Consider the following 13067-nt stretch of genomic DNA (forward strand, 5'->3'; position numbering starts at 1 on the left):
CGCCCGCAGGGGCCGGCGTCTGTTGTTCATGCATCATGGCTGTCATCGCGGTCACCACCGCCTTTCGAACTTGTTGCGCAGGTAGATGGCGATGCCGTTCATCGCGAGCAGGAAGACCAGCAGGACGATGATGGCGGCGGAGGTCTTTTCGACGAAGCCCTTGGACACTTCGTCGGACCAGAGGAAAATCTGCACCGGCAGCACGGTCGCCGGGTCAGCAATTCCGCCCGGCGGCGTGGCGATGAAGGCGCGCATGCCGATCATCAGCAGCGGCGCGGTCTCGCCCAGCGCGCGGGCCATGCCGATGATGGTGCCGGTCAGGATGCCGGGCAGGGCCAGCGGCAGGACATGGTGGAACACCACCTGCACCGGGCTGGCGCCTATGCCCAGCGCCGCGTCGCGGATGCTGGGCGGCACCGACTTGATGGCGTTGCGGCCCGCGATGACGATGACCGGCATGGTCATCAGCGCCAGCGTCATGCCGCCGACCAGCGCCGCCGAACGCGGCAGCGCCAGGAAGTTCAGAAAGATCGACAGGCCCAGCAGCCCAAAGATGATGGAGGGGACAGCGGCCAGATTGTTGATCGACACTTCGATGATGTCGGTCAGCCAGTTCTTGCGCGCATATTCCTCCAGATAGACGGCCGTCGCGACCCCCACCGGGAAGCTCAGCGCCAGCGTCACCAGCATGGTCAGCAGCGATCCCTTGAACGCGCCCCAGATGCCGACCTGCGTCGGATCGGTGCCGTCGCTCGCGGTCAGGAATCCCCAGTTGATGCCGGTCGTCAGCAGGCCCGCCTTGTCGAGCCGCGCCACCGCCGCTTCCGCCTCGGGCGAACCGTTGCTCTTGGCGGCAAGGTCGATGGCGGTGGCGGCGGGCAGCTTGACCGTCACGGTCCGGGCGAGGATCTTCGGATCGGCCTTGATCGCGTCGCGCAGCACGGTCCAGGCGGTGGGCGACACCCATTCCTCGGCATCCGCGCCCAGCGCCTTCTTCACAACCGCCGCCGTCACCATCGGCAGGTTCGCATTGGCGAGCGCCTGATCCGTGATGGCATTGGGGTCGAGCAGCAGCGGGGAGGCGGGGAAGTCGACCTTCACCGCGATTTCCGTCCGGGTGAAGCCGCGCAGGCCGTTGCCCAGCATGCTGAACAGCAGGAAGGCGAGGAACGCGGCGGAGAGCGCGACGGCGAGCAGGCCCGCCGCCTTGAAGCGGCGTTCCGACGCATAGCGACGGGCGATCCGCCGGCGCATCGCGTCCGACTTCCAGTCGGTGGGAAGGCGTTCGGCACTCATTATTCGTAAGCCTCGCGATATTTCTTCACGACCCGCAGGGCCACGATGTTGAGCAGCAGCGTGACGATGAACAGCACCAGCCCCAAAGCAAAGGCCGCCAGCGTCTTGGCGCTGTCGAATTCCTGGTCGCCGGTCAGAAGCTGGACGATCTGCGTCGTCACCGTGGTCACGCTGGCAAAGGGGTTCAAGGTGAGGTTGGCCGCCAGACCCGCCGCCATCACCACGATCATCGTCTCGCCGATGGCGCGGCTGACGGCCAGCAGCACGCCGCCGACCACGCCGGGCAGCGCGGCGGGGATCAGCACGCGGCGGATCGTCTCGCTGGTGGTGGCGCCCATGGCCAGGCTGCCGTCGCGCATCGACTGCGGCACGGCGGCGATGCTGTCGTCCGCCATGGAGGAGACGAAGGGAATGATCATCACGCCCATCACAAGTCCCGCCGCTAGCGCGCTTTCCGAAGAGGCGCCGTGGATGCCGATCATGACCGCGAAATCCCGCAGGGCCGGGGCGATGGTGAGCGCCGCGAAATAGCCGTAGACGACCGTCGGCACGCCCGCCAGCACCTCCAATATCGGCTTCATCCACTTGCGGAAGGTGGGGCTGGCATATTGGGTCAGGTAGATGGCGCTCATCAGGCCCAGCGGGATGGCGACGGCCATGGCGATGATCGCGCCGATGAAGATCGTCCCCCAGAAGAGCGGCACCGCGCCGAAGGCGTCGTCATTGCCATAGCCGAGCGCCGCTGATTGCGGGCTCCATTTCGCGCCGAACAGGAAATCGACGGGGCTGACCATAGAGAAGAAGCGGAAGCTTTCCCACAGCAGCGACGCGACGATCCCCAGCGTCGTGATGATCGCCAGCAGCGATGCGATCAGCAGGGTCGCCATCACCAGCCGCTCGACCCGCGTGCGCGCCCGGAAATCGGGGCGGACGCGGGTGAAGGCATAGGCGCCCCCGGCAAAGGCCAGCATGATCGCGAGCGCCGCGCCCGCCATGCCATATTTGCCGATGGCATCCCTATAGGGTTCGACCAGGCCCTGCGAGAGCGGATTGAACGCCCCCGCCTGCATCCCTGTGGCGATCGCCCGCGCCTCGCCCAATATGGCGGAGCGCGAGAAATCGTCGGCGGGCAGGCTCTGCGCCGCCGGACTGCCCAGCACGTCCTGCGTGACGAGGCCGGGCGCGACATTGGCCCAGACCGCCAGGAAGATGCCGGCGGGCACCAGCGTCCAGAGCGCGACATACCAGCCGTGATAGCCCGGCAGGCTGTGCACGGCATCGCGTCGGCCCGAAGCCCGCGCCGCGCTTTGCAGCCGCAGCGCGCGGGCGCGGGCACTGACCCAGGCGATCGCGCCCAGACCGGCGAGCAGCAGAAGGATTGCGGGACCTGTCATATCGCCTGTCTTATTTGAGCTGCGAACCGTCGAGCACGGCCAGCGACTTGACGGTCTCGGCGCTCGCCTTGCGCACGCCTTCCGGCGCCGCGACCATGCCGCGCTTGGTCAGCGCGCCGTTCGGGTCCCAGTTCGCGGCGAAGGTGTTGAGATAGGCCTGAAGGCCCGGAATGGCCTGCATATGCGCCTTCTTCACATAGATGAAGAGCGGACGCGCGCCGGGATATTGGCCGGTGGAGACGGTTTCGTAGGTCGCCTCGACGCCGTTGATGGAAACGTCCTTCAGCGTGTCCTTGTTTTCCTCCAGGAAGCTGTAGCCGAACACGCCGAGCGCATTGGGATTGGCGCCCAGCTTCTGGACGATCAGATTGTCGTTTTCGCCCGAATCCACATATTTGCCGTCCTCGCGGACGCGGGTGCAGGTGGCCTTGAACTCGTCCTCATTCTTCTTCTTGAGCGCTTCCATCGCCGGGTCGGTCTCGCAACCCTTGGTCAGGATCAGTTCGGCCAGCGAATCGCGGGTGCCGCTGGTGGACGGGGGGCCGAAGACGCTGATCGGCGTGGCGGGCAGGCTCGGGTCGACATCCTTCCAGCTCTGGGCCTTGTTCGGACCCTTGCCATAGGGATTGGCGGCCAGCGCCTCATAGACGATCTTCGGGGTCAGCTTCAGGCCCGGACCGTTCTTCGATTCCGCGAAGGCCAGACCGTCGACGCCGATCTGGATTTCGATGATGTCCTTGACGCCATTCTTCCGGCAGTCCTCATATTCCGACTTCTTCATGCGGCGGGAGGCGTCGGCGATGTCGGGATGCTGGGCGCCGACGCCCGCGCAGAACAGCTTCATGCCCCCGCCGGTGCCGGTCGATTCGACGATGGGCGACTTCATGCCGGGATTGCCCTGGACGAACATCTCGGCAATCGCGGTGGCGAAGGGATAGACGGTGGAGGAGCCGACCGCGCGGATCTGGTCGCGGGTGCCGCCGGCCCCGCCGCCGGACTGCTGGCCGCAGCCTGAGAGAGTGAGTGCCGCCGCAGCGGTCGCGGCCATCAGAGCGAAATGCTTCACCGGGTAATCTCCTTCGTCAAAGGCCGCGATTCGCTTCTCGCCGCCCCCCTCTGGGCACGCGCCGTAGCCGCGGTACGTCGCGCCTTTGTGACAATGGGATTGCACTTTTATGACATTGACGGCGGAAGCCCGGCCTGTCGCTGTCTTTTTTTGATCAAGCCTTTGCCGCGACGGCCTTTTCCTCGACGGCGAAGCGGGGCAGCAGGATGGAGATGGTGGTGCCCTTGCCCAGCACGCTGGCGATGTCCAGCCGGCCGCGATGCCGCTCCACGATATGCTTGACGATGGCCAGCCCCAGTCCCGTGCCGCCCACCGCCCTGCTGCGCCCCGAATCGACGCGGTAAAAGCGTTCGGTGAGGCGTGGCAGGTGATCGGGGCCGATGCCTTCGCCCTCATCCGCGACGGTCAGCCGCAACAGGCCGCTCGGCCCGTCGGAAAGGGACACGTGGATCGGCGTGCCCGCGCGGCCATATTTCACCGAATTGCCGATCAGATTGTGCAGCAGTTGCGACAGTTGGGCGCGGTCGCCCTGCACGTCGGTCAGGCCGGGCGCGATCTCCATCTCCACCTCCCGCCCGCGATCGCCATGGCTGGTGCGGAACACGCCCACCACCTCGGCCACCAGGCCGGACAGGTCGACCGCGCTGTCGGGCAGGCGATATTTCTCCGCCTCTATGCGGGAAAGGGAGATGAGGTCGTCGATCAGACGCTGCATCCGCCGCGCCTCGCCGTCCATGATCTTCAGGAAGCGCTGCCGCGTTTCGTCGTCCTTGCCCAGATCGGGGTCGGCCAGCGTCTCGATGAAGCCCAATATGCCGGCCAGCGGCGTGCGCAGTTCATGGCTTGCATTGGCGACGAAATCGACGCGCATCTTCTCCGCCGCGTGTGCGCCGCTATGATCGGCCAGATGGACCAGCCGCCGGACATGGCCGTCCTCCCCCACCGGCGCGATCCGCATCTGCCAGCGCTGGTCGCGGGTGCCCAGGCCCACCAGCTCGATCATGACCGGTTCGGCCAGCGGCGCCTGGCTGGCGAGCCGTTCGGCAGCGGCGGGATGGCGGATGGCGATGCGGGCGTCCTCCCCCTCGATATGCGCGCCCAGCAGCCGCTGCGCGGCGCGGTTGGCGGCGATGATGCGGCCCCGTTCGATCAGCATCAGCGGGTCGGCTATGCCCTCCAGCAGGCCGCGCGCATCGGGATGGGCGATGATGTCGGGAACCTCCGCCGGCAGGGGCGACACGGCCGGTTCCGGACGGTCCGGACTGGCCGCGCAGATGACGAGCACCAGCAGCGTCGCCAGCACCGGCAGGAGGATGTCGAGCGGCCCCGCGCCCATCATCAACGCGCCCCCGGTGCCGAGCAGCAGAACGGCCAGCGAGGCGGTGATCTGGGAAGCGGTCAGGCGATTCATGGTTACCATGCTGGAAATTTGACGCATTTGCTGCAAAGAGGGCCGCAGTAGCCGGCAATTTTTACAGTTTGGCAAGCGCGATAGCGGATCAGGATGACATGAGCGAGCCGTTGCCCCCCCAGAAGGAAGCCGAGTCGCAGGACGACGGCCTTGCCGTGCCGTCGCGCCGCCAGTTGCTGATGGGCGGCGCCGTCGCGGCCTCCGCGATCATATCCATCCGGCCGGCGCTGGCGAACACGGCCGCGTCGGTGCTCAACTGCACGATACCCGTTCCCGAACAGGGCCGGGCCGGCAATTATATCGCGCCCAACGGGCAGGTGGTGCCGGCGGGAACGCAGGGCGCCTTCCCCGCCGGCAAGAACTTCAGCGGGGAACAGGTCCGGCAGGCGCTGCGCGGTGGCCGGCTGCCGGGCGCCAGCTATGAGCAGAACCAGGCCTATCTGAACTATATCCGGCGGCTTCAGTCGGGGACGAGCGGCTTCACCTGCTACGCATCGCTGCAAATGCCCCGCTGAGCCGAGGGCTTTATTTCCACCCGAACTTATACGGTTCGCCAGCGTTGACGGCGTCGAGCCTTCGACGATCCGGTCAGGCGCAGCAAGGGCGACCCCATGTTCCATACACCCCATTGGGTGAAACAAGATTGTTCGGTCGCGATCTACCTCTATGAACCCGGCGATGGCGGGCTGGATCGGGTGGCGATCCTGCTCGCCAACCATCTGCGGCTGCGCGGCGTGGACGTGGAACTGTGGATGACGCGGACGGACGGCCCGGTGGCGGGCCTCATCCATCCCGCCGTGCCGGTCCGCCGCGTACCGGCGCCGCCCTTTTCGCGGCGGCTGTCGATGATCGCCCAATTCCCGGCGCTGGCCGCCATGGTGCGGCGGTTCCGCCCGGATATTCTCTATTCGGCGGGCAATCAGAGCAACATGCTGTGCGCGCTGGCGGCGCTGGGCACGGCGACGCGGGCGGTCGGCCGGATTTCCAACCCCATCGTCCGCCCCGGCCAGCGCGGCCTGTCCGCCTGGATCAGGCGTAGCCGCTTCCGCGCCATCGCCCGGACCAGCGCCATGACCATCGTGATGGGCGAGGCGGACCGGATGACGCTGACGCAGGCCGGGCCGCTCGCGGGACGGCAGGTGACGCTGCTGCCGCGCCCGACGGTCACGCCGCTGCTGGAACGGCTGCGGCGGCAGCGCGCAGCCAGAGCCGGCGGCGGCCCATGGCATTTCCTGATGGTCGGGCGGCTGGTCGAGCAGAAGGACCAGGCGACGGCGCTTCTGGCGCTCGCCCGGCTGAAGCATCTCGACTGGCGCCTGAAGATCGTCGGGCAGGGGCCGCTGCGCCGCGATCTGGAGGCGCTTTGCATGCGGCTTGGCATCGCCGGGCGGGTCGAATTTCCGGGCTTCGTCGGTGATCCGGCGGAACTGGCGGCCCTGATGGCGGATGCCGATCTGCTGCTGCAACCCTCGCGCTGGGAAGGGTTGGTCGCGACCCTCATCGAAGCGCTCGGTTGCGGCACGGGGGTCGTCGCGACCGATTCGACGCCAAATATCCGCCCGGTGCTCGCCGCGGCGGGGCAGCATGCGCCGGTGCCGGTGGGCGACGCCGATGCCTTTGCCGATGCAATCCTCTGGGCGCTCGACCATCCCGCGCCGGCTGCGCGCCTGGCGGAGGCGGTGAAGGAACATGGCGTCGAAAGCGCGCTCGACGCCTATTTGCGGGCCTTTGTCCGGCTGGCGCGATCCGGTGGCATGCGGTGGCGGGGCGTCGCGCAAAATAGCCTGTCGCGTTAGGCACTTGGCTACCCCTTTGTCTTAAGGATGGCGCGACATTCCCATCCGAAGGCCAGGTTTCGCGATCATGCCAGCCCGCTATTGCCAGGACAGCCCGGACGCCATCGCATCCTGCGTGCTGGAGGATATGGTGCTGCTCTACCACCGGCCGTCGGGACAGACCCATATGGCGATCGCCCCGGTGCCGGAGATCCTGGCGGCGCTGGATGACGGCGCGGCGCTTACGGCGGGCGAGGTGCTCGGGCAGCTGGCCCAGCTTTACGATCTGGGCGAGCCGGAGGAGGCCCTGCCGCTGGTGGAGGCGCATCTGGCGGAACTGGCCGCCCTTGGACTGGTCCGCATCGCGTGAACCATGCCCTGACCCTGAAGATCGGTCCGGCGACCTTCCGCATCGGATCGGCCTGGCGCCAGCCGGTGGACGCGCTGGCGCGGCTCTACGCCGATTATCCCATGCCGGCGGGCGCGATAGCCGATTTTACCGTGCGGCTGGAGCCTGCGGGGCCGTTCCGGCGCTGGTTCCGGCCCTCCATCTTCATCACCGGCGATCATGGGCTGGCCGACGCCGCGCCGATGAGCCTTGCCCATGGGCTGCTGGCGGCGGAAATGGGGATGAACCTGCAAATGGCGCTCGGCTGGCGGCGGCACCTGCTGCTCCATGCCTCCAGCGTCGAAAAGGACGGGCGGGCGCTGGTGATGACCGGCGAGTCCGGTTCCGGCAAGTCGACGCTGGCCGCGCAACTGGGGGAACGGGGCTGGCGGCTTATGGGCGACGAGTTCGCGCTGCTCGACCTGGAAACCGGGGCGATCTTTCCCTTTCCGCGCCTCGTCTCGCTCAAGAACCGCGCCATCGACGTCCTCGCGGCGGAAGCCCCGGCGGAGCGCATGGGGCCGCTGCTCGCCGGGACGGCCAAGGGGGACATTCGCCACCTGATCCCGCGCAGAGAGGCGATCGGGCGGATGGCGGAGGGCGCGCCGCCCGCGCTGCTGCTGTTCCCGCGTTTCGGCCATGAAGCGGACGTGCGCCCGGTCGGACAGGGGGAGGTCTTCATGCGGCTGACCCAGGCATCGACCAACTATGTCGCGCTGGGCGAAGCGGGCTTCGCGGCGTTGAGCGGTTTCGTCGGGAATGTCCCGGCGCGCGCCATCGACTTTCCATCGGGCGACGAAGCCATCGCCCTTGTCGAGCGGCTCTGGGAGGAACTGGCATGAGCGCCCGGCTGCTGGTGCGCGTTTTGCGCGACCCTGACGAGGTGGCGGCGCTGGATGCGGACGGGTGGAACGCCCTCATCGCCATGGCGAGGGCGGAGCGGCTGATCGGCACGCTCGCCCTGCGGATGGGGGAGCGGCCCGTGCCCCCGGCGGTGGGCGCGATATTGGCGGACGCCCGGCTGGATGCGGCGCGCGAAGCCCTGCAGGCCCTGTGGGAGGCGGATCGCGCGGCAGAGGCGCTTGCCGGCCTGGACGTGCCGGTCGTGCTGCTCAAGGGCACGGCCTATGCGGCGGCGGGGCTGCGCGCCGGGCAGGGGCGCTTCATCGGCGATCTCGACATATTGGTGCCGCGCGATGCGATGGATCGGGTGGAACGGGCGCTGATCGGCGCGGGATGGGAATGGGTCAAGGACGACCCTTATGACGACGCCTATTACCGGCGATGGATGCATGAGCTGCCGCCGATGATCCACGCGGCGCGGGACCGCATGATCGACGTGCATCACACCGTCCTGCCGCTGACGGCGCGGCAGACGCCGGACGCGGCGGCGATGATCGCGCAGGCGGTTCCCCTCACCAACGAATTATCCATGCTCTCGCCCGAGGACCGGCTCTGCCACGCGGCGGCGCATCTGCTGGCCGACGGCGATCTGGCCGGGGGGCTTCGCAACCTCTGGGACATATATTGCCTGCTCGACGGCGTCGACGGGACGGCGCTGGAGGCGCGGGCGGCGCACCATGGCCTGCTGCCCCATGTGCGGCAGGCGCGGCGGCTCGCCATGGCGCTTTATGGTGGAGGGGGGGGCGAAGGGGCGCGGCTCACGCTCCGGGACCGGATCGTCAAGGCCCGGCTGCTGACGCGCGACGGGTGGGGACGGGAAAGGCGCGGGCTGCTGCGTTTCGCCTTCTACCTGCGCTCCCACTGGCTCAGAATGCCGCCCGCCATGCTGGCGCGGCACCTGTTCACCAAATGGCGCAAGGGGCATCGGCCTGTTTAGGAAGGGGCGCCAGCCAAGGTTTTTGCGTCTGCACGGAAATGCCCTATATTGCCCTTTCGATGCCAGGACTCAGGACACGCATGAAATCCAATTTCTTCCGGGGCGCCGTCGCCCTTGGCGCGCTCGCGCTCATCCCTGCCACCACCGCGGCGCTCGCCGATGGGGAGGCAAGCAGCTACAAGGCGCTCGACGAGTTCATGGACGTGTTCCAGAAGGTCCGCAGCGACTATGTCGAGAAGGTCGACGACGAAAAGCTGATCAAGGGCGCCATCGACGGCATGCTCGCCAGCCTGGACCCGCATTCGAGCTTCCTCGACGCCCGCGATTTCCAGAATCTCCGCACCCAGACCGAGGGCAGCTATGGCGGCCTTGGCCTTTCCGTCACGCAGGAGGACGGCGCGGTGAAGGTGATCGCGCCGACGCAGGATACCCCGGCCTGGCGCGCGGGGATCAAGGCGGGCGACTATATCACCCATCTCGACGGGCAGCTCATCTATGGCGGCACGCTGGACGAGGCGGTCGACAAGATGCGCGGCGCGCCGGGCACGCAGATCAAGCTGACCATCGTCCGCCCCGGCCGCGACAAGCCGATCGACCTCACCCTGACGCGTGAGATCATCCAGTTGAAGCCGGTGAAGTGGGAGGTGAAGAACGGCATCGGCGTCATCAACATCGTCAGCTTCTCGGCCAATACCGGCGCCGACGTGCGCCAGGCGATCCGCAGCATCGACAAGTCGCTGGGCCGCAAGCCCACCGGCTATATCCTCGACCTGCGGTCCAACCCGGGCGGGCTGCTGGACGAAGCCGTGTCGGTCAGCGACACCTTCCTGGAACGCGGCGAGATCGTGTCGCAGCGCGGCCGCAACAAGGGCGATGTCGAGCGCTATTATGCCAAGCCCGGCGACGATGCGAGGGGTCTGCCGGTGATCGTGCTGGTGGACGCGGGCTCCGCCTCCGCATCGGAAATCGTCGCGGGCGCGCTGCAGGACCAGCATCGCGCGCTGGTGATGGGGGAACGCAGCTTCGGCAAGGGCAGCGTCCAGACCATGCTGCCGCTCAGCAACACCACGGCGCTCAAGCTGACGACGGCGCGCTATTACACGCCGTCGGGCCGCTCCGTGCAGGAAGGCGGGATCGAACCCGATGTCAGGGTGCCGCAGCTTAGCGACCCCGATTACAAAAATCGTCCGAAATTCCGGGAAAGCGACCTGCGCCGGCACCTGATCAACGAGATCAAGACCGACAATGCGGCGCTGGAAGAGGACAGCAAGGACGATCCCCGCTTCGCCGCCACGGCGGAGGAGCTGAAGAAGAAGGGGATCGAGGATTTCCAGCTCGACTATGCGCTGAAGACCATAGCGCGCCTGGCGGCAAAGCCGGGCGGGGCGGTGGCTCAGGCCGCTCCCGTCCGCAAGCCGGCGACCCGCGGATAGGGAGGGAAGCCCCACGAACCAACCTGCTCCTGCCTGCGCAGGAGTAAGTTATATAAGCGGATAGACCTTCCCCGTTCCCCTTCGCCTCACAAGTTCAGCATGACGAAAGCCACGGGACGGTTTAAGCGGACGCCATGAAAAGCCTGCCCCTTGCCCGCGCATTGGCGCTGATCGTTCCCGTCGCCATGCTGGGGGGGGCTTATTCCTTCCAATATCTCGGCGGCCTGCACCCGTGCGAAATGTGCTGGTGGCAGCGTTATGCCCATATGGCCGCGATCCCGCTGGCGCTGATCGCCTATGCGGCGCGGGGCAGGGCCTGCGTCAGCGCGCTGTTCACCGGCCTTGCGGGCCTTGCTATCGGCATTGGGGGCGGCATCGGCCTGTTCCATGCCGGGGTCGAATATGGCTGGTGGCAGGGGCTGACCGCCTGCTCGACCAGCCCGGCGGGGGGAAGTTCGGCGGACATCCTCAACCAGATCATGGCGACGCCGATCACCCGCTGCGACGTCGCACCGTGGAGCCTGTTCGGCATTTCGATGGCGGGCTATAACGGCCTCTTGTCGGCGGCGGCGGCGCTCCTCATCTTGGTGCTGCTGCTCAGGAAAGGGAGCAAGGCATGAGCGCAAAAGATTCTCAGCGTCCCGATTTCCCCCGGCCCGGCCGCCGGGTGACGGACGCCCAGCGCGCCTCCATGCTGCGCGTTGACCAGGCGGGAGAGTTCGGTGCGACCCGCATCTATGCCGGGCAGCTTGCCGTCATGGGCGACCGCCATCCTGATTCCCGCGTCATCGCCGGCATGGCGGCGCAGGAGGAACGGCACCGCAAGCATTTCGACGCGATGATCGCCCGCCGGGGCGTGCGTCCGACGGCGCTGCAGCCGATCTGGAACGTGGCGGGTTTCGCCCTGGGCGCGGTGACGGCGGCGATCGGCCCGCGCGCCGCCATGGCCTGCACCGCCGCGATCGAGACCGAAATCGACCGGCACTATGCCGAGCAGCTTGAGCAATTGGGGGAGGACGATCCGGAACTCTCCACCGTCATCGCGGATTTTCAGGCGGAGGAAGTGGAGCATCGCGACGCCGCCATCGCCCATGGGGCGGAGCAGGCTCCGGTCTATCCCTTATTGTCGGGCGTCATCAGATTGGGCTGTCGTGCCGCCATCGCCCTTTCCAAGCATATCTAAGGCGAAGCGTATCTGAGGAGAAGCATGATGAAGACCCGCCTGATCGCCGCCATGCTTGCGCTGGGCGCTGCCTTCCCGGCCATGGCGCAACAGGGGCCTAGCGTTCCGCAGGACCAGCCCACCGCGGCGCAGGCGGGGTCGGAACGCGTCAATCTGGTCATCGTCTATGGCGACGATCCCTGCCCGCAGAGCCAGGGCAGCGACATCGTCGTCTGCGCCCGCAAGGGCGAGGAGGAGCGCTACCGCATTCCCGAGCCGTTGCGCGGCGATCCGAACCAGCCCAGCCATCAGGCATGGGGCGAACGGGTGAAGTCGATGGAATATGTCGGGCGCAGCGGCACCGAAAGCTGCTCGCCGGTGGGCGGCGGCGGGGCCACCGGCTGCTTCGCGCAACTGGCGCGCCTCGCCAAGGCGGAGCGGCAGGCCGCGGACAATGCAAGCTGGAAGGATCTGGTCGAGGCGGAACGGACCCGGCGCCTTTCCACCATCGACGCGGAAAGCAAGGCGATCGAGGCGCAGGCCGTGGCGGAGGAAAAGGCCCGTGCCGCCCAGCAACAGCAGCCGGCTCCGGCGCAGGGACCGCAACCGGGAACGCCGCCGCAGCAGTGACGGCATTTGCCGCGGCGCGGCGTCTGGAAGAAGGCTGCCGGAAACCGGGCAATCCGGCCGGCGGGACAGGGGACGAACAAGGATTATGGATCGATGCGTCTCCTCACTGCCCTTTCCTTCGCCGCCGTCGCGCTGGCTCCCCTGACTTTCGGCGGCGCGGCCCATGCCGAGCCGCCGCAGAAAATCTTCAACCTGATCGTCTATGGCGACGATCCTTGCCCCAAGGGCGAGGGCGACGAGATCATCGTCTGCGCCCGCAAGCCCGAATCCGAACGCTATCGCATTCCCAAGAAGTTGCGCGAAAAGCCTGAACCGGCGGGCGGCCCCGGCTGGGGCAGCCAGGTCGCGACCATGGAGCAGGTGCAGCGGCAGACCCTGCCGGGCAGTTGCTCCGCCATCGGCAGCAATGGCTTCACCGGCTGCACCGCCAAGGCGCTGGAGCAATGGTTCGCGGAGCGGCGGATGCAGGAGTCCAGGGGCGAGCCTTGAGCGCGCGCCATCTGCTCTAAGCTTTTGTTTTGTCGCATTTTCCGAGGACAATGCTCTAGGCGACATAGATGAATCCGAGACTCGCCGGACTAAGTGATTTGGGTGGTTTCCTTTCATTCCCCCTCCCGCAGGCGGGAGGGGGAATGAAAGGAAACCACCCAAATCACTTAGTCCGGCGAGTCT

14 protein-coding genes are annotated in these 13067 nt (G+C 67.3%); 10 read left to right on the top strand and 4 right to left on the bottom strand.

Going from position 1 to position 13067, the window contains the following annotated elements:
• Nucleotides 1-51: 51 nt before the first annotated feature.
• From pstA to K7W03_RS17495, 4 genes are all read right to left on the bottom strand, one after another.
• Nucleotides 52-1296, bottom strand: coding sequence for a phosphate ABC transporter permease PstA (pstA, locus tag K7W03_RS17480; RefSeq protein WP_222886923.1), 1245 nt, complete (start codon nucleotides 1294-1296; stop codon nucleotides 52-54).
• Complete coding sequence (gene pstC / locus K7W03_RS17485; protein ID WP_222886924.1) at nucleotides 1296-2690, bottom strand: phosphate ABC transporter permease subunit PstC; 1395 nt, start codon at nucleotides 2688-2690, stop codon at nucleotides 1296-1298. Before pstC ends, pstA begins: the two co-directional genes overlap by 1 nt.
• A gap of 10 nt (nucleotides 2691-2700) precedes the next feature.
• Nucleotides 2701-3756 (bottom strand): substrate-binding domain-containing protein, encoded by a 1056-nt coding sequence (locus K7W03_RS17490; protein WP_222886925.1) that lies wholly within the window; start codon nucleotides 3754-3756, stop codon nucleotides 2701-2703.
• Between the two features lie 154 nt (nucleotides 3757-3910).
• Complete coding sequence (locus tag K7W03_RS17495; protein ID WP_048577192.1) at nucleotides 3911-5167, bottom strand: ATP-binding protein; 1257 nt, start codon at nucleotides 5165-5167, stop codon at nucleotides 3911-3913.
• Nucleotides 5168-5265: 98 nt separating this feature from the next.
• Here K7W03_RS17495 and K7W03_RS17500 point away from each other — a divergent pair, with 98 nt between their 5' ends.
• The 10 genes from K7W03_RS17500 (at nucleotide 5266) to K7W03_RS17545 (ending at nucleotide 12884) form a co-directional block, all read left to right on the top strand.
• Nucleotides 5266-5682, top strand: coding sequence for a hypothetical protein (locus K7W03_RS17500; protein ID WP_222886926.1), 417 nt, complete (start codon nucleotides 5266-5268; stop codon nucleotides 5680-5682).
• A gap of 96 nt (nucleotides 5683-5778) precedes the next feature.
• Nucleotides 5779-6963: a glycosyltransferase gene (locus K7W03_RS17505; RefSeq protein WP_222886927.1), complete on the top strand. Its 1185-nt coding sequence runs from the start codon at nucleotides 5779-5781 to the stop codon at nucleotides 6961-6963.
• 67 nt (nucleotides 6964-7030) lie between these two features.
• Entirely contained in the window at nucleotides 7031-7312 is a 282-nt protein-coding gene (locus K7W03_RS17510) for an HPr-rel-A system PqqD family peptide chaperone (RefSeq protein ID WP_103001929.1), read from the top strand.
• Entirely contained in the window at nucleotides 7309-8172 is an 864-nt protein-coding gene (locus tag K7W03_RS17515; RefSeq protein WP_222886928.1) for an HprK-related kinase A, read from the top strand. The genes K7W03_RS17510 and K7W03_RS17515 overlap by 4 nt, the downstream gene beginning before the upstream one ends.
• On the top strand, nucleotides 8169-9170 hold the full coding sequence (locus tag K7W03_RS17520; RefSeq protein ID WP_222886929.1) for a nucleotidyltransferase family protein: 1002 nt from the start codon (nucleotides 8169-8171) through the stop codon (nucleotides 9168-9170). The genes K7W03_RS17515 and K7W03_RS17520 overlap by 4 nt, the downstream gene beginning before the upstream one ends.
• A gap of 80 nt (nucleotides 9171-9250) precedes the next feature.
• Nucleotides 9251-10603: a S41 family peptidase gene (locus K7W03_RS17525; protein ID WP_222886930.1), complete on the top strand. Its 1353-nt coding sequence runs from the start codon at nucleotides 9251-9253 to the stop codon at nucleotides 10601-10603.
• Nucleotides 10604-10737: 134 nt separating this feature from the next.
• Entirely contained in the window at nucleotides 10738-11223 is a 486-nt protein-coding gene (locus K7W03_RS17530; protein WP_222886931.1) for a disulfide bond formation protein B, read from the top strand.
• Complete coding sequence (locus tag K7W03_RS17535; RefSeq protein WP_222886932.1) at nucleotides 11220-11786, top strand: demethoxyubiquinone hydroxylase family protein; 567 nt, start codon at nucleotides 11220-11222, stop codon at nucleotides 11784-11786. Before K7W03_RS17530 ends, K7W03_RS17535 begins: the two co-directional genes overlap by 4 nt.
• A 24-nt stretch (nucleotides 11787-11810) precedes the next feature.
• Nucleotides 11811-12395 (top strand): hypothetical protein, encoded by a 585-nt coding sequence (locus tag K7W03_RS17540; RefSeq protein WP_044660179.1) that lies wholly within the window; start codon nucleotides 11811-11813, stop codon nucleotides 12393-12395.
• Nucleotides 12396-12488: 93 nt separating this feature from the next.
• On the top strand, nucleotides 12489-12884 hold the full coding sequence (locus tag K7W03_RS17545) for a hypothetical protein (protein WP_222886933.1): 396 nt from the start codon (nucleotides 12489-12491) through the stop codon (nucleotides 12882-12884).
• Nucleotides 12885-13067 lie beyond the last annotated feature (183 nt).

Source organism: Sphingobium sp. PNB (genome assembly GCF_019873065.1).
Classification (GTDB): Bacteria; Pseudomonadota; Alphaproteobacteria; order Sphingomonadales; family Sphingomonadaceae; genus Sphingobium; species Sphingobium fuliginis.